Raw genomic sequence first — 17,123 nt, 5'->3', positions numbered from 1 at the left:
GGCTGCTGGACCTGCCCGCCGTGCACGCGCACGGTGGGCAGGCCCGGGCGGGGATAGCGGACCAGCTGACGCCGGCGCGGAGGAGAGCGGCAGGCCGCTATAGTGGCTGACGTCGGGCGCCACGGGCGCCGTGCCTGAAAAAGAGGCAATAAGGGCGGAGCTGCCCGAGGCACATACGGAACCCACTCACCAGCGTCGTCCGGGTTGACCGTGTGCATGTCCTCACTGCAGTCGGCCGGCGTTCGTCACGAAAAGATTCCTGATGGCCACCGTCTCCGCACGTATCGTCTCCGCACTACACCCACACGTCGCCGACGTCTTCGGTGTCATGGGTAACGGCAATGCCCACTTCCTCGACGCCGTCATGGCGTCCCCCTCCCTCCACTACACCGCGGTGCGGCATGAGGCCGGCGCCGTCGCTGCAGCGGATGCCTACGCCCGGGCCTGCGGACGCCTTGCCGTCGCCACGACCACCTACGGTGCAGGCTTCACCAACGCCCTGACGCCCCTCGCCGAGGCGGTGCAGGCCGAGATCCCGCTGGTCCTCGTCGTCGGCGACGCCCCCACGACCGGCTGGCGACCGTGGGACGTGGACCAGACCATGATGGCGCAGGCCCTGGGCGCAACGACCTTCACCGTGACCGCAACCGGACCATCCGCGATCACGACGGCGGCCATCGACCACGCCCTGCGTCACCGCACGGCTGTCGTCCTCGCCATCCCGTACGACATCGCAGGTGTCGAGGTGGCGGAAGAGGATGCCGTCACCGGTTCCGTGCCCGCTCTCCCCGATGCACCAGCACGCGCCGACATCGAGCGTGTCACCTCCCTGCTGTCCTCGGCCGAGCGGCCGCTGGTCCTCGCCGGCAGGGGTGCCTGGCTGAGTGGGGCGGAGAAGGCGGCAGGCGAGCTGGCGGACCGCATCGGCGCCCTGACCGCCACGTCCGGCCTGGCGCAGGGGTTCTTCGGGGACAGCGCCGCGTGCCTCGGGGTCGCAGGCGGCTGGGCGTCCGAGCGGACGGCACGGCTCATCCGCGAGGCAGACGTCGTGCTCGTCCTCGGGGCGCGACTCAACCAGTTCACCCTGCGCTTCGGTCATGCCTTCGGGCCCGGGGCGCGAGTCATCCAGGTCGACACCAGCCCCGCGCCCACCTCCCCCGCGGTCACGGACTTCCTCCGGTCCGACGCACGGCTCGCCTCGGAAGCACTGCTCGCCGCCGTCGGGCCCTGCGAGGGCAACGCGCGGTGGAGCGCGGCTTCCGCCGACGACGCCCGCAACGCCCACGACCAGAGGCACGACGGCGACCCCCTCGCCCCCGACGGCCGGCTCGACCCGCGCAGCCTGTGCCGCACGCTGGACCGCCTGCTTCCCGCGGACAGGACCATCGTGCAGGACGGCGGGCACTTCATCGGCTGGGCCCCGGGTTACCTGCACGCTGCCGCCCCGAACCGGATGATCATGGTGGGAACGGCTTACCAGACCATCGGTCTCGGCTTCCCGAGCGCGGTCGGTGCGGCCCGCGCCCTGCCGGACTCGACGATCGTCCTGTGCACGGGCGACGGCGGCGGGCTGATGGCGCTCGCGGACCTCGACAGCGTCATCCGGACGGCCCGGCGCGCGGTGATCGTGGTGTTCAACGACGCCGCCTACGGTGCCGAGATCCACCAGTACGCGGTGCGCGGCATCGACTCCGGTCCCATGCTGATCGACGAGGTCGACTTCGCCGCCGTCGGGACCGCGCTCGGCGCCATGAGCCGGACGATCAGGACGCTCGAAGACCTCAGGGCGGTGGAGGGCTGGCTGGCGTCCGACGACGACGGCGTCCTGCTGCTCGACTGCAAGATCTCGCGACAGGTCGTGGCGCCCTACATGCAGGAGATCGTGGCGGTGGCAACAGGAGCCCGGTGACCCGTCCTGCGCCGGTAGCGATCAGGATGCGTCAAAGGCGAACCGGGGGCTCGCCCGCCGGGCCGAGACGTCGATTCCTAGGAGGCAGGTCCCCCGCAGCGCGTGGACAGGGCCGCGAGCTCGGCGAGCCGGTGCGCACGGGCGGACTCGGCCGCGGTGAAGGGCTCGCCGGTCCGCGAGAACACCATGGGCTCCCCCACCGGCGTCGGCACCTTCAGGAGCTCGGACCCCTCGACGAAGGACCGGACGGCCGGAGGTGGCGGCACCACGGGAGTGGCCGTGAGGAGTTCGGCGACGGCGTAGCGTAGCTCGGCCGGATTCTGCGCGACCCGGCACGCGAGCGACAGTGCCTTCGTCTGCCCATCGGCCAGCGCCAGCGCGGTGGACGGCCACACGCGGACGGACCTGCCGCCGCCGGCCGTCAGTGCCCGCAGCAGGTCCTGCTCGTCGACACCTGCGGGTGCGGCAAGGACGAATTCGTCGACGCTCGCCTGCGCGCCGGGGTGGATGTGGAGCGACAGGATGTTGACGGTGCGCCGGGCCAGCTGGTGGGTGATACGTTCCAGCGCTCCGGGGGCGTCGTCGACCAGGACGCGTGCCCGCCACAGGTTCGGTGCGGCGTCGAGCCGTGTGCGGTGCCTCAGGGCCGGAGCGTGGAGCCAGGTCCGCATGAAGCGCATGACCGACGGCTCCGCCACCCAGATCACCAGCGCGGTCGCCGTCAGGGCGAGGAGGAGGACTTTCAGCGGGTAGCTCAGCTCGGTCTGCACCACTGCGGCATGGACGACGAGCTCGATGGGCAGCATGACGGCGACATTCGCGAGAGTCAGCCGGACCTTGCCGGGCTCGGGCAATTGCCCGCAGGAGTCGCATCGCAGTGCAGCAGCTGTGGAACCAGTGGAGCGTGTCATGACTCCACTGTGCGCACCGTCCGTTTCGCTGACGTTGCCCGCCGGTTCCGGGACAAATAAGTCCTGGTCCGTCGTCGCGTGGACAGCATGCCCCTCTCGCTGAGGGGGTGTCGCACGTCTTCCGCGCAGCGGGCAGAAACCTCCGCACGAGGACCGTGGATACCGTCCTCGGCGGAACATCGGAACCGAAATCGTTGTTGTACAGAGTAATGATGACAGCCCAGGAATCGGACCTGACCACTCTCTCCCCCACCCGCCTCTGGGTCCCCCGACATGTGATGATCACGCGGGCCGCAGCCGACCTCCCGCACACCGCCGAGATCATCAGGCGTGCCGAGCTGGCCGGGGTCGACGACATCCGGGTTCTTCCCGGCAATGCCCTGACAGGGCTTCGCGGCGCCACCGAGCGCGAGACCTACGCTGCCGCGAAGAACACGCTCGCGGTCGTCGTGGCCCCACCGAGCGCTCTCAAGCCGCAGCCCATCCCACCGAGCGCCGACTGGCGCATCGACCTCGCCAAGGGCTGCCCCGCCCACTGCCAGTACTGCTACCTCGCCGGATCCCTGCAGGGGCCACCGGTGACGCGCGTATATGCCAACATCGACGACGTTCTCGACGGCATCCGCACCCACGCCGGCCGGGGTTCGGTCACCCGCGGGACGCTCGAGCGCGGGAACGAGGGCACAACGTTCGAGATGTCCTGCTACACCGACCCCCTCGGCATCGAGAGCGTGACCGGTTCGCTCGCTGCCGCGATCTCCCGCGTGGGTGCGGGTGAGTTCGGGGACGACGTGCAGGTGCGGTTCACGACCAAGTTCGACGACGTCGGCGAGTTGGTAACCCTCGACCATGGTCGTAGGACGCGCATCCGATTCTCGGTCAATGCTGCCGATGTCGCCAATCGTTTCGAAGGCGGCACCGCCCGGATGCCAGCTCGGCTCGAGGCCCTGCGCGCGGTCGCGACGGCAGGCTATCGGGTGGGCCTCACCATCGCGCCCATCATGCCCGTACCCGGCTGGCGGGAGCAGTACGGCGCCCTGCTGGACGACGTCGCCGCGGCGGTCGCCGGCATCCCCGACCTCGACCTCACGGCCGAGATCATCACGCACCGCTTCACGCCCGCGAGCAAGGAGGTGCTGCTGGGCTGGTATCCGAGGACCAAGCTCGAGATGGACGAGGACCTACGCAGCCAGAAGCGCTCGAAGTTCGGCGGCGTGAAGTATGTGTACCCGAAGCAGACCATGACGGAGATGCGCGAGTGGTTCACCGACGAGCTGGAGCGGCGTCTGCCGGCAGCTCGGCTCCTCTACTGGACCTGATGCTCGTGGAACCGGCGTGAGCCCACGCCGGTTCCACGTCCCAGGCCGTGTGCGACAGTGGACGGCATGACCCTGGACGAAGAGCTCGACGGTATCGTCGCACGCCGGAACCGCGATGATATGCAGCCGACGATCGATGCACTGCTCCCCTTTCTCGCTTCCCATCCCGAGAACGCGCGGGTGCTCTACGAGGTGGGCGGGGCCTATGACACGGCGGGCCAGGAGGACCTGGCGCGGCGCTTCTACGAACGGGCCCTCGCCGCCGGGCTGGAGGGGGACCTCCTGCGCCGGTGCTACGTCCAGTACGGGTCTACGTTGAGGAACCTCGGCGAGTACGAGGCGTCAGGCGACGTCTTCCGGCGGGCCCGCTCGGCCTTTCCCGGATCGCCGGCCCCGGCGGTCTTCGAGGCCATCACGCAGCACGCCGCAGGCACGCCGAACGAAGCGTTCGCATCGCTGCTGGAGGTGGTGGTGGACTTCGTCAGCACCCCGGAGATCGACCGGTACCGGGCGGCGATCAGCGCGAACGCGGCCTACATCCGCTCCCTGGAGGAGCCGGAGCAGCGGTAGCAGAGCACCTTCCGTCGTCGGCCTGCAGGGCGACACCAGAAAACCCGCGGTTCCGGCCTGGACGCTCAGGTGCGCGGACGGAGATCGTAGATCCGCTTGAGTTTCCCGCTGGACCGCACCAGCGAGCCCTGCTCGACGACGGCAACCGTGCAGGTCGAGCCGATATGGGTCTTGATCAGGTTCCGGAGTTCTTCCGCGGCGAGGGTGGCGTCGGCCGCACTGACGCCCTCCCGTGGCTCCACCTTGATGGTGAGCCGGTCCATGCGCTGCCCCTCGGGGCGCGTCAGCTCGAGCTGAAAGTGCGGGCTCAGCGCCGGGATGCCGAGGGCGAGCTCCTCGACCTGGGTCGGGAACAGGTTCACGCCGCGGACGATCACCATGTCATCGCTGCGGCCGGTGATCCGTGCCATCCTCCGCATGCCCGGCCTCGCGGTACCCGGTAGCAGCCGCGTGAGGTCGTGCGTGCGGTACCGGATGATGGGCAGGGCCTCCTTGGTGAGCGAGGTAAACACGAGTTCACCTGCTGCGCCGTCGTCGAGCACGGTTTCCGTGAAGGGATCGATGATCTCCGGGCGGAAGTGGTCCTCCCAGATGTGCGAGCCGTCCTTCGATTCGACGCACTCCCCGGCCACACCGGGGCCCATCACCTCGGAGAGTCCGTAGATGTCGCAGGCGTCGAACCCCATGCGCCCCTCGAGCTCCTGCCGCATCCCCTCGGTCCACGGCTCCGCTCCGAGCACGGCCGTCTTCAGGGATGTCGAGCGCGGGTCGATGCCCGCAGCCGCCATCGTGTCGAGGATGGTGAGCAGGTAGGTCGGTGTCGCGAGGATCGCGTCGGGCTCGAAGTCCCGGATAAGCTGCACCTGCCGCTCGGTCTGCCCACCGGAGACGGGGATCACCGTGCAGCCGAGCTTCTCCGCGCCGGCATGCGCCCCGAGGCCGCCCGTGAACAGGCCGTAACCGTAGGCATTGTGGACCTTCCAGCCGGCCCGTACACCCGAGGCCCGCAGCGAGCGCGCCACCAGTGAGGCCCATCTGTCGAGGTCCCCGGTCGTGTATCCGACGACGGTCGGCCGGCCCGTGGTCCCGGACGAGGCGTGGATGCGCGCTACCCGCTCCTGCGGCACCGCGAACATCCCGAAGGGGTAGGTGCTGCGGAGGTCCTCCTTCGTGGTGAAGGGGAACTTGGCGAGGTCCTGCAGATCACGGAGGTCCTCAGGGTGCACGCCGGCGTCGTCGAACTTCCGGCGGTACAGCGGCACGTTCGCGTAGGCGTGGGCGAGCGTGGCCTGCAGCCGTTCGAGCTGCGCGGACTCGAGCTGGTCCCGCGACCAGGTCTCCTCCACGTCCAGCGTCGAGGGATCTGCTGCCGAGGCTCGCAGTGGAAGGCGTGGCATGAGAGCTCCTTCGCAACACATGTCCGGGCCGGACGGCCAGTCAGGCCAACATTACCGAACGATCGTTCACTTTTCCCGGCTGCGCGCAGCGACTGGCGTCATCGCCTACCGCAGGTTCCGCTCGATCGTCGCCGCCGAGCGGGCCACCCGGGCGCCGATGTCCGCGGTCGGGACATCACTGCTCAGGTAGACGACGGCGAGCGCGGCCGGCAGCTGACCGGGGACGCGGACCGCCGCACCGACGGAGCTGACGCCCGGGATGACCTCGTCGTGGCTGAGCGCGTAGCCGGTCCTCGCCGCGAGCCGCGATTCCGACCGGTAGGGCTCGCCGGGCGCGAGGCGCTCCCACTCGTCCTCAGTAAGCGCGGACTGGATCGCGATTCCCGGTGCGCCCGCACTGAAGGAGTGCCGGGATCCAGGCCGCTGCACCAGGGTTCCCTCCCCGTGCGGGGGCTCGACGGCGACCAGCGTGACGCATTCGCGGCGGTCCCGCACGGCGATGAACGCGGTCATCTGCAGGGAGGCCGACAACGCCGTGAGTTCCGGCAACGCCGCCGACTGCAGGTTCCGTGCCACGCCCCGCGCGAGGGCGGCCATCCCGGGGCCGATGCGGAAGCTGCCCGTCGCGTCCCGCAGCACGAGGGCGTGGGCTTCCAGCGTCCGCAGGATGCGGTAGGCGATCGACCGATGGACCCCGAGTGCTGCGGCGACATCCGCGATCGTCATGCCGTGGGTCGCATCCGCGAGGATCTCGAGCACCCGGATACCGCGGGAGAGCGTCTGGCTCTGGGGCGCGAGCGACGCCGTGGTCGCCTGCGACGCTGGGCTGTCCCGCGCGCTCGTCGATGCCACGCTAGGAGGCCTGCACTGTGCGGGTCGGCGCGAGGAACCCGGCGAGGAACTGTTCGAGCTCCCCGGTCGCGTCGAGCGGCAGGACGGCCGCGACGTACTGGTCCGGCCGGACCACGACGACGACGCCGTCGCGGTCGAGTCCCCGTAACCCGAAGATGTCCGCGGACGGGGTCGAGGCGTACACCTTCTCGTAGTCGGTGAGCCGGAACGGACCGACGGACGGCAGGAACGCCTTCGGGACCAGGCCGATATCGACGGCCGTGTGGTCCTGCTGGTACACCACCTTCACGTCGAACCAGGCATCCACGTCGGCGCCCTCCGGAGTGGCGGCGAGAGGCGAGCGCGACGACGTCGTGAGCCAGTCCGCGAACCGCGCGACCTTCGATGCCGCCCCGGCCGGTGCTGCATCGGCGAAGGCGTAGATGCGCCACCTGCCGTCGGCGGCCGCGTGATGCCCGAGGTGCATCGGGACGCCGTCGCACACGCGCGTGACCGGCGCGGACTTGAATCGCTTGCCGAGGGGGAACCCGGTGGCGCGGTCCTGATGCGTCGCATCACCGATGAGCATTGACGCTCGATACTGGGTTCGGAACCCGGCGGGGAACTCGGCGGTCCGCACGTAGAAGTCCTCGAGTTCGGAGGGATCCTCGAACTCCTCCGGCCGCTTGGCCATGAGCGTGGACCACTGCTTGTCGAACTCGATGAGGTCCTTCGCGACCACCTGCCGCTCCGCGGAGTAGGTGGCGAGCAGGCTCTCGGGGCTGCGGCCCTCGAGCACATGCCCGAGTTTCCAGCCGATGTTGAAGCCGTCCTGCATGGAGACGTTCATGCCCTGACCGGCCTTGGCGCTGTGCGTGTGGCACGCGTCGCCCGTGATGAAGACGCGCGGCGTCCGCGTTCCGACGTCCTCCGGCAGGACGTCGTCGAACCTGTCCGTCAACCGGTGGCCCACCTCGTAGACGCTGTGCCACGCAACGTCCCGGACGTCGAGCGTGTACGGGCTGAGGATGGCGTTGGCCTTCGCGATGATCTGGTCGATCGTCGTGGTCCGGACGGCGCCCCGTCCGCTAGGCTCCGTCTCCCCGAGGTCCACGTACATGCGTAAGAGATGGCCGCCCTCCCTTGGGATCAGCAGGATGCTGCCGCCACTGCCGGACTGGATCGCGCACTTCCGGCGGATGTCCGGGAAGTCCGTGACGGCGAGGATGTCCATGACGCCCCATGCGTGGTTGGCCTGGTCCCCCTCGAGGGAGCACCCGATGGCCTGGCGCACCTTGCTCCGGGCACCGTCGGCCCCGACGACGTACCGTGCCCTGACCGTGCGCTGCCGACCTTCTCGCTCACCCGCCGTCTCCACGAGGGTGACGGTGACGGGATACTCGGCGTCGTCGTCGACCTCGAGCCGCACGAACTCGAACCCGTAGTCCGGTTCCATCCTGGTGGGGGCGTTCCTCATGAACTCGGCGAAATAGTCCAGCACACGGGCTTGGTTCACGATGAGGTGCGGGAACTCGCTGATTTGCGTCGGGTCGTCCTCGGGACGTGCGGTGCGGACGATGCGGGACGGGTCCTCCGGGTCGGGCTTCCAGAACGCCATCTCGACGATGCGGTACGCCTCGTCGGTGATCCGCTGGGCGAACCCGAAGGCCTGGAAGGTCTCCACGCTGCGCGCCTGGATCCCGTCCGCCTGGCCAATGGCGAGCCGCCCCGGCCGCCGCTCGATGATGCGCGTGGTGACACCCGGGAACTGTGAGAGCTGCGCTGCGGCGATCATGCCGGCCGGGCCGGTTCCCACGACCAGCACGTCCACGGTGTCAGGAAGCTCAGTGGGGCGATCGATGCCGACCCCGGCAGCCGGATGGATCTTCGGGTCTCCGGAGACGTAACCATGATGATGGAACTGCACGGGCCTACCTCACTTCATCGTGGTGTCGGGCTGCATCCCGTTCGATTATCGAACGGTTCGTTCTACTGTTGTCCGGCGATGCTACTGCGCCCCTTACCGCCGATCAAGGACGCCGCATCTCCTCCCTTGGGCGCCCTTGACGCGTGGACGAACCGCCCCCTAGGGTTCGTATACGATTTCGTACTCGATGAGGAGCAACGGTGGACGAGGTAGACGACGGCATCCTGCGAGCGGCCCGCAAGGTCATCGCAGTGCACCTCAACTACCCGAGCCGGGCCGCGCAGCGCGGCAGGACGCCCGACCAGCCCTCCTACTTCCTCAAGCCATCCTCGTCGCTCGCGCTCTCCGGTTCGGAGGTGGAGCGCCCGGCGGGCTGCGAACTCCTCGGTTTCGAAGGAGAGATCGCCCTGGTCATCGGCGCCCCCGCGCGCCGGGTCCCACTCGAGGAGGCCTGGGACCACGTCGCCTGGGTCACTGCCGGCAACGACCTCGGCGTCTACGACCTGCGCTATGCGGACAAGGGGTCGAACCTGCGCTCGAAGGGTGGCGACGGTTTCACTCCGGTGGGTCCGAAGCTGCTGCCCGCCGCTACCGTGGATCCGGCGGGCCTCCGAATCCGTACCTGGCACAACGGCGAGGTGGTGCAGGACGATACGACGGCGGGCCTCCTCTTCCCCTTCACGCGGCTCATCGCGGACCTGTCGCAGCTCCTCACACTCGAACCCGGTGACATCATCCTCACCGGCACCCCGGCCGGCGCCTCGGTCGCGCGCCCGGGCGACGTCATCGACGTCGAGGTGTCCACCCTCGACGGCGTACTCTCGACGGGGCGCCTGCGAACCCCCGTGGTGCAGGGAACGACGCCGCTGGGCGGCTTCGGCGCGCAGCCGAAGGCGGACGACGCCCAGCGCGAGGAGGCCTACGGATCACGGGAAGCCGCCGGGCTCACCGTGCCACGACCGGCGCTCACCCCCGAGCTCAGGACGAAGCTGGAGGGCGTCGCCACGGCCACGCTGTCCGCGCAGATGCGCAAGCGCGGCCTCGACAACGTCAGCATCGACGGCCTGCAGGCCACACGCCCGGACCGCCGGGTGGTCGGCCTGGCCCGCACGCTGCGGTACGTCCCGAACCGCGAGGACCTGTTCGAGGCACACGGCGGCGGATTCAACGCCCAGAAGCGCGCGATCGACTCCATCAACGACGGCGAGATCCTCGTGATGGAGGCGAGGGGCGAGAAGGGAACGGGCACCATCGGTGACATCCTCGCTCTCCGCGCCCAGGTGCGCGGAGCCGCGGCGATCATCACCGACGGAGGCGTCCGCGACTTCTCCGCCGTCGCCGCCATGGACATCCCCACCTACTACTCGAATCCTCATCCGGCGGTACTGGGGCGCCGGCACATCCCCTGGGACACCGACGTCACGATCGCCTGCGGCGGCACCACCGTGCAGCCCGGCGACATCATCGTGGCCGACGCCGACGGCATCCTGGTGATCCCGCCGGCGCTGGCGGAGGAACTCGCCGAGGATGCCATGACCCAGGAGAACGAGGAGGCGTTCATCGCCGACATGGTCCGTGAGGGGCACGGCGTGGACGGCCTGTACCCGATGAATGCCGAGTGGCGCGCCCGCTACCAGGAGCACGTCTCGGGAGACTCCCGTGGCTAGGACGGAGACGGCGGCCGGCAGCAAGTCGCAGCAGTCCTACGAGGCGGTCAAGGCACGCATCGTGGATGGGACCTACTCCCCCGGCTACCGCCTGGTGCTCGCGAAGATCGCCGAGGACCTCGGTGTGAGTGTGGTGCCGGTCCGCGAGGCCATCCGACGGCTCGAGGCCGAAGGCCTCGTCACCTTCGAGCGGAACGTCGGAGCGACGGTCGCCGGCATCGACCCCACCGAGTACCTCTATACGATGCAGACCCTCAGCATCGTCGAAGGTGCCGCTACTGCCCTCTCCTCGCCCCTGATGGGACCTTCGGACATCGCCCGCGCACGCAGCGTGAACAACGAGATGCGGGCCTGTCTCGAGCACTTCGACCCGGTGCGCTTCACGCGCCTCAACCAGGACTTCCACAGCGTCCTGTTCGAGAACTGCCCGAACCCGCACATCCTCGATCTCGTGCACCGCGGGTGGAATCGTCTCGCGTCGCTGCGCTCCTCCACCTTCCGGTTCGTTCCCGGCCGCGCGCGTGAGTCGGTCGAGGAACATGACGATCTGCTCCGCCTGATCGAATCCGGGGCCGACGCCGACACCATCGAACGCGCCGCCCGGCTCCACCGCAGCGCCACCCTGGACGCCTACCTCGCGCAGTCCGGCGCCCGTCCCAGTGAGGAAACGCCATGACCAGCCCTGCCGGAACCGCACCGCAGCACCACGTGCCGCAGGACCTGCCGACCTCCATCCAGCACTACATCGGCGGCCGCTTCGTCGACTCGGTCGGCGGGCGGACCTTCGACGTCCTCGATCCGGTCTCCAACTCCACCTATGCCACGGCCGCGGCGGGGCAAAAGGAGGACATCGATGCCGCCGTCCATGCCGCCCGCGAAGCCTTCACGAACGGGCCGTGGCCGCGAATGAAACCACGCGAACGCGCGCGGGTCCTGAACCGGATCGCCGATGCCGTCGAGGCCCAGGAGGATCGCCTCGCGGAACTCGAGACCTTCGACACCGGTCTGCCCATCACCCAGGCGAAGGGCCAGGCCCTCCGAGCGGCCGAGAACTTCCGCTTCTTCGCCGACCTGATCGTGGCCCAGTTCGATGACGCCATGAAGGTCCCCGGCTCCCAGATCAACTACGTTAACCGCAAGCCCATCGGCGTGGCCGGCCTGATCACGCCGTGGAACACGCCGTTCATGCTGGAGTCCTGGAAGCTCGCTCCGGCCCTGGCGACGGGGAACACCGTGGTCCTGAAACCTGCGGAATTCACGCCGTTGTCCGCTTCCCTGTGGGCTCAGATCTTCAAGGACGCGGGCCTGCCCGACGGGGTCTTCAATCTCGTGAACGGCCTCGGCGAGGAGGCGGGCGACGCCCTGGTGAAACATCCGGACGTCCCCCTGATCTCCTTCACGGGCGAGACCACCACGGGCCAGACGATCTTCCGCAACGCCGCAGCCAACCTCAAGGGGCTGTCGATGGAACTCGGCGGGAAGTCGCCCTGCGTCGTCTTCGCCGATGCCGACCTCGACGCGGCAATCGATTCGGCCCTCTTCGGGGTCTTCTCGCTCAACGGTGAGCGCTGCACGGCGGGATCCCGCATCCTGGTGGAGCGGCCGGTCTACGACGAGTTCTGCGAGAAGTACGCAGCCCGCGCGAGGACCATCGTCGTCGGGGACCCCCACGACCCGAGGACCGAGGTCGGCGCGCTCGTCCATCCCGAGCACTACGAGAAGGTCGCGGCCTACGTGGAGATCGGCAAGACCGAGGGTCGCCTCCTCGCCGGCGGCGGACGCCCCGAGCACCTGCCCGAGGGCAACTACATCGCCCCCACGGTGTTCGCCGACGTCGCCCCCGACGCGCGGATCTTCCAGGAGGAGATCTTCGGCCCCGTCGTCGCCATCACACCCTTCGACACCGACGACGAAGCCCTGGCCCTCGCCAACAACACCCGGTACGGCCTCGCGGCCTACATCTGGACGAAGGACCTGACGAGGGCGCACACGTTCTCCTCCGACGTCGAGGCCGGAATGGTCTGGCTCAACAGCCACAACGTGCGTGACCTGCGCACCCCGTTCGGCGGCGTGAAGGCCTCCGGCCTGGGACACGAGGGCGGCTACCGCTCCATCGACTTCTACACGGACCAGCAGGCGGTGCACATCACGCTCGGTACCGTCCACACCCCGAGGTTCGGCAGCGTGGAGGCCTCGGCCGCCAACGAAGGCTGACACCCCTTTCGCTCGACGAGGAGAGAATCCGATGCCCAACCCCCTTCCGACGCCGTCGCTCCCCGCCCCGGACATCGTCCGCTGCGCGTACATGGAGATCGTGGTCACCGACCTCGCGCGCTCCCGTGCGTTCTACGTCGACGTCCTCGGCCTGCACGTGACCGAGGAGGACGACGAGGCGATCTACCTGCGTTCCCTGGAGGAGTTCATCCACCACAACCTCGTCCTCCGGAAGGGACCCGTCGCGGCCGTCGCCGCGTTCGCCTACCGCGTGAGGTCACCGGCGGACGTGGACGCCGCCGAGGCGTACTACCGCGAACTGGGCTGCCGCACGGAGCGCCGCAGGAACGGCTTCACCAAGGGTGTCGGCGACTCCGTCCGCGTCGAGGACCCCCTTGGCTTCCCGTACGAGTTTTTCTACGACGTGCAGCACGTCGAACGGCTCACCCAGCGCTACGACCTCTATTCGGCGGGCGAGCTGGTCCGCCTCGACCACTTCAACCAGGTCACGCCCGACGTGCCGCGGGGACGGCAGTACCTCGAGGACCTCGGCTTCCGCGTCTCGGAGGACATCCAGGACTCCGACGGGGTCACCTACGCCGTCTGGATGCACCGCAAGCAGACCGTGCACGACACCGCGCTCACCGGCGGCAACGGTCCCCGCATGCATCACGTGGCCTTCGCGACGCACGAGAAGCACAACATCATCCAGATCTGCGACAAGATGGGGGCCCTGCGGATCAGCGACCGCATCGAGCGCGGGCCCGGACGCCACGGCGTCTCGAACGCGTTCTACCTCTACATCCTCGACCCGGACGACCACCGCATCGAGATCTACTGCCAGGACTACTACACGGGAGATCCGGACAACCCGACGATCACCTGGGACGTGCACGACAATCAGCGCCGCGACTGGTGGGGCAACGCCGTCGTTCCCTCCTGGTACTCCGAGGCCTCCCTCGTCCTGGACCTCGACGGCAACCCGCAGGACGTCGTCGAACGCGACGAGAGGAGCGAGCAGGCCGTGACGGTCGGTGCGGACGGCTTCTCCTACACGCGCAGGGACGACGGCGGCGCTCCCGCCGAGGGCTTCAAGCTCGGAACACAGCTGTAGCGGTGCCACCGCGAACACCCCTCCCCTCCAGCGAAGGACACCGATGCTCGACAGCCAGACGATCAGCGGCATAGCCGATGAACTGCTCGAGGCCGCCCGGACCCGGACGCCCGTGCCCCTGTTGACCGCCCGCTACCCCGACATGACCGTGGAGGATTCCTACGCCGTCCAGCGCTTGTGGCGGCAGCGCAACGAGGATGCCGGCCGCACGCTGGTGGGGAGGAAGATCGGGCTGACCAGCAGGGCGATGCAGGAAGCCACCGGCATCACCGAACCCGATTACGGCGCGATCTTCGACGACATGGTCCTCGAGACCGGCTGCTCCGTGGACTGGGGAAGGTACACCCACCCCCGCGTGGAGGTGGAACTGGCGTTCGTGCTCAAGGACGACCTCAGCGGCCCTGGATGCACCATTTTTGATGTCCTCAACGCCACCGACTACGTGGTGCCGGCCCTGGAGATCCTGGACTCCAGGATCGAGATGGAGGGCCGCACGATCGTTGACACCATCTCCGATAACGCCGCGATGGGTGCCATGGTGGTCGGCGGCAGGCCCGTGAGGCCCGACGCCGTCGACCTCCGCTGGGTGTCCGCCATCCTCTACAAGAACCAGGTCGTCGAGGAGACCGGGGTAGCCGCCGGAGTACTGGACCATCCGGCCGCGGGAGTGCACTGGCTGGCCAACAAGATCGCAGCGCACGACGACGGGTTGAAGGCAGGGGACATCATCCTCGCCGGATCCTTCACCCGGCCCATGTGGGTCTACGAGGGCGATACCGTCCATGCCGACTACGGACCGCTGGGAGCCGTGACATGCCGCTTCGTCTAGAACCCAGCTTCAGGGCCGGCCTTGCTGCTGCCGACCGTCCACTCGCAGGGATGTGGGTCTGCTCCGGCAGCCCGCTGGTCGCCGAGATCTGCGCAGGATCGGGACTGGACTGGCTGCTTGTCGATGCCGAGCACAGCCCCAATGGCCTCGAATCGATCCTCGCCCAACTCCAGGCCGCCCACGGCTACCCCGTGCACGTGGTGGTGCGTCCGCCGGTCAACGAGCCCGTCGTGATCAAGCAGTACCTCGACATCGGAGTGCAGAACCTGCTCGTCCCGATGGTGAACTCCGCGAATGAGGCACGGGCAGCCGTCGCTGCCACCCGCTACCCGCCGGAAGGCATCCGAGGCGTCGGCTCCGCACTGGCGCGTGCCGCCCGCTGGAACCGCGTGCCGGGGTACCTCGCTGAGGCTGCCGGGACCATCAGCGTCACCGTGCAGATCGAATCGACAGCGGCGGTGGACGCGGTCGAGGCGATCCTCGCCGTCGAGGGGGTCGACGCCATCTTCCTCGGGCCCTCCGATCTGGCGGCGTCGATGGGCCTTCTCGGGCAGCAGGAACACCCTGAGGTGCGCACCGCCGTCGAGCACTGCCTTCGGGCGGCCGCACGTGCCGGCGTGCCGGCGGGCGTCAACGCCTTCAACCCGGCGACGGCCCGCCACTATCTCGGGAGCGGAGCGCGGTTCATCCTGGTCGGGGCCGACGTCGCCCTGCTCGCGCGGGGTTCCGAAGCCCTCGCCGCGCAGTTCGTCCCGGCCGCCGACGGCGAAGGTACCGCGACGGGTTACTGACGAACGGGGCGGCCGGCGAGGGGACCGCCACGTCCGGAGGCTCGTCGCGGAACGTAGCCCTGTACGCCGATAGTGCACAGGACCCTTACGATACGAAGAGGCAGGTATTGCCATTTTGTCTGCCGGTGGGGCGGCGACCAGGAGAGGTACACCATGGAATCACCGCGCAGGTTCGACACGATCACGATCATCTTCAACCCGAACAGCACCGGGGATGCCCCGAAGCTCGCCGAAGAGCTCCTGCAGGATCTGAACTCCGCGCTGCCCGCCACGACGGTCACCATGCAACCCACCGAGCACGCCGGCCACGCCATCGACCTCGCACGCGAGGCGGCATCGGCAGGCAATGCGCTCGTCGTGTCGGTCAGCGGTGACGGCGGATACAACGAGGTCGTCAACGGAGTGATGGCCAGTGGCAGCGATGACGCCGTCTGCGCGGTGCTGGCCGCAGGCAACGCGAACGACCACAGCCGCGTCACGGGCCGCAAACCCCTGGCAAAGGCCATCACGGAGGGGCAGGTGCGCCGCATCGACCTTCTGCGCATCAGCATGGACGAGACGGGAGCCGACCCGGTGTACGCGCACTCGTACATCGGTTTCGGCCTGACGCCGGTCGTCGCGATCGATCTGGAGAAGGGCAGCAAGGGTGCCATCAAGGAGATGTTCTCCGTCGTGCGCACCTTCTCCAAGTTCAAGCCCTTCGAGATCCGGCAGAGTGACGGAAAGCGACGCTCGTTCGACAGCCTCGTCTTCGCGAATATCTCGCAGATGGCGAAGTACGCAACCCTGAGCGAAGCCGGGGACCACCCGGCAGACGGGAAGTTCGAGGTGATCACCTTCCCCCACATGGCCAAGTGGCGGATCCTGCTCACCGCCCTCCGCGCCACGACCAAGGGACTGGGCGACCAGCCGAGCTACACGCAGTACCGGTTCTCGACGCTCAAGCCCATGCCCTACCAGATCGACGGCGAAGTGAAGTCCGTCGAAGCTGCCACGGACATCACGATCGACAGTGTCCCCCGAGCCCTGGCCATCCTCGGCTGAGCGCCCATCACAACGGGCCACCGGCACGAAGTACTCCCGGCAGGAAGTACACCTGACCCGGCGTACCGTGTGCACTCCGGGCTGAACCCGATCTCCGACGCCCCGCCGCTGACCAGCGCCGCGTGGCCGTCACCCCCACCAAAGGACAACCGTGAGCGATCTCGCCACCCCACCGGCCGCGCCCGCTGCTGCCCCTCGTACTGTTCGTATCTCGAAGCCGAATGACGTGGTGGCTTCCTACTCGGTGCTGCTGAAGCAGGTCCGCAAGGAAGGCCTCCTGAACCGGCGGCGGCGCTTCTACGTCTCGGTGTTCGCCGTCCTCGCCCTGGTCATGGGGGCGGCCTGGACCGGGTTCGCGCTCCTGGGTGACACCTGGTTCCAACTCCTCATCGCCGCCGTCCTCGGCGTCGTCCTCACCCAGGTCGCGTTCCTCGCCCACGAGGCCTCGCACCGCCAGATCTTCAGGACCCGCGGCGCCAACGACTGGTCCGGGCGCATCCTCGCCGCCGGCGTCGTCGGTATCAGCTACGCCTGGTGGATGGACAAGCACACCCGCCACCACAATGATCCCAACACCCGCGGCAAGGACCCCGACATCGA

General features: G+C 68.7%; 15 protein-coding genes. 11 read left to right on the top strand and 4 right to left on the bottom strand.

Annotated features, from left to right (window positions below; translation table 11 throughout):
- Positions 1-262: 262 nt before the first annotated feature.
- Entirely contained in the window at positions 263-1,909 is a 1,647-nt protein-coding gene (locus tag CXQ96_RS00675; RefSeq protein ID WP_104116117.1) for a thiamine pyrophosphate-binding protein, read from the top strand.
- Positions 1,910-1,986: 77 nt separating this feature from the next.
- Here the strand turns inward: CXQ96_RS00675 and CXQ96_RS00670 are convergent, their stop codons facing one another.
- Positions 1,987-2,820 carry an amino acid-binding protein gene (locus CXQ96_RS00670; RefSeq protein ID WP_104116116.1) on the bottom strand — a complete coding sequence of 278 codons (834 nt, stop codon included), beginning with the start codon at positions 2,818-2,820 and terminating at the stop codon, positions 1,987-1,989.
- Between the two features lie 212 nt (positions 2,821-3,032).
- On the opposite strand from CXQ96_RS00670, the gene CXQ96_RS00665 reads away from it, so the two are divergent.
- Positions 3,033-4,139 carry a spore photoproduct lyase family protein gene (locus CXQ96_RS00665; RefSeq protein ID WP_219816060.1) on the top strand — a complete coding sequence of 369 codons (1,107 nt, stop codon included), beginning with the start codon at positions 3,033-3,035 and terminating at the stop codon, positions 4,137-4,139.
- Between the two features lie 66 nt (positions 4,140-4,205).
- Positions 4,206-4,709: a tetratricopeptide repeat protein gene (locus CXQ96_RS00660; protein WP_104116114.1), complete on the top strand. Its 504-nt coding sequence runs from the start codon at positions 4,206-4,208 to the stop codon at positions 4,707-4,709.
- A 65-nt stretch (positions 4,710-4,774) separates the two neighbouring features.
- Here CXQ96_RS00660 and paaK read toward each other — a convergent pair whose 3' ends face one another.
- The 3 genes from paaK to CXQ96_RS00645 form a co-directional block, all read right to left on the bottom strand.
- Complete coding sequence (paaK, locus tag CXQ96_RS00655; RefSeq protein ID WP_104116113.1) at positions 4,775-6,106, bottom strand: phenylacetate--CoA ligase PaaK; 1,332 nt, start codon at positions 6,104-6,106, stop codon at positions 4,775-4,777.
- A 105-nt stretch (positions 6,107-6,211) separates the two neighbouring features.
- Complete coding sequence (locus CXQ96_RS00650; RefSeq protein ID WP_104116112.1) at positions 6,212-6,958, bottom strand: IclR family transcriptional regulator; 747 nt, start codon at positions 6,956-6,958, stop codon at positions 6,212-6,214.
- Between the two features lies 1 nt (position 6,959).
- Positions 6,960-8,864, bottom strand: coding sequence for an FAD-binding monooxygenase (locus CXQ96_RS00645; protein ID WP_104116111.1), 1,905 nt, complete (start codon positions 8,862-8,864; stop codon positions 6,960-6,962).
- A 200-nt stretch (positions 8,865-9,064) separates the two neighbouring features.
- Between CXQ96_RS00645 and CXQ96_RS00640 the strand changes: the two genes are divergently transcribed.
- The 8 genes from CXQ96_RS00640 to CXQ96_RS00605 form a co-directional block, all read left to right on the top strand.
- Positions 9,065-10,531 carry a fumarylacetoacetate hydrolase family protein gene (locus tag CXQ96_RS00640; RefSeq protein WP_104116110.1) on the top strand — a complete coding sequence of 489 codons (1,467 nt, stop codon included), beginning with the start codon at positions 9,065-9,067 and terminating at the stop codon, positions 10,529-10,531.
- The gene (locus CXQ96_RS00635; protein WP_258058701.1) at positions 10,524-11,207 is read left to right on the top strand and encodes a GntR family transcriptional regulator; all 684 of its coding nucleotides are present in this window, start codon (positions 10,524-10,526) and stop codon (positions 11,205-11,207) included. Before CXQ96_RS00640 ends, CXQ96_RS00635 begins: the two co-directional genes overlap by 8 nt.
- On the top strand, positions 11,204-12,745 hold the full coding sequence (hpaE, locus tag CXQ96_RS00630) for a 5-carboxymethyl-2-hydroxymuconate semialdehyde dehydrogenase (protein ID WP_104116108.1): 1,542 nt from the start codon (positions 11,204-11,206) through the stop codon (positions 12,743-12,745). The genes CXQ96_RS00635 and hpaE overlap by 4 nt, the downstream gene beginning before the upstream one ends.
- 31 nt (positions 12,746-12,776) lie before the next feature.
- A complete protein-coding gene (gene hpaD, locus CXQ96_RS00625) occupies positions 12,777-13,859 on the top strand; it encodes a 3,4-dihydroxyphenylacetate 2,3-dioxygenase (protein WP_104116107.1) in 1,083 nt (360 codons plus the stop codon).
- A 43-nt stretch (positions 13,860-13,902) separates the two neighbouring features.
- Entirely contained in the window at positions 13,903-14,688 is a 786-nt protein-coding gene (gene hpaH, locus CXQ96_RS00620; RefSeq protein ID WP_104116106.1) for a 2-oxo-hept-4-ene-1,7-dioate hydratase, read from the top strand.
- Positions 14,673-15,479 carry an HpcH/HpaI aldolase/citrate lyase family protein gene (locus tag CXQ96_RS00615; protein WP_181036309.1) on the top strand — a complete coding sequence of 269 codons (807 nt, stop codon included), beginning with the start codon at positions 14,673-14,675 and terminating at the stop codon, positions 15,477-15,479. Before hpaH ends, CXQ96_RS00615 begins: the two co-directional genes overlap by 16 nt.
- A gap of 153 nt (positions 15,480-15,632) precedes the next feature.
- Positions 15,633-16,523 (top strand): diacylglycerol kinase family protein, encoded by an 891-nt coding sequence (locus CXQ96_RS00610; protein WP_104116104.1) that lies wholly within the window; start codon positions 15,633-15,635, stop codon positions 16,521-16,523.
- Between the two features lie 208 nt (positions 16,524-16,731).
- Positions 16,732-17,123 (top strand): fatty acid desaturase (locus tag CXQ96_RS00605; RefSeq protein WP_258058764.1); only part of this gene is annotated, 392 nt, incomplete at its 3' end.

Origin of the sequence: Arthrobacter sp. B1805, from assembly GCF_002929745.1 — a bacterium.
In the GTDB taxonomy this organism is placed as follows: domain Bacteria; phylum Actinomycetota; class Actinomycetes; order Actinomycetales; family Micrococcaceae; genus Arthrobacter_D.
This window is presented reverse-complemented; position numbering and strand designations above follow the sequence as displayed.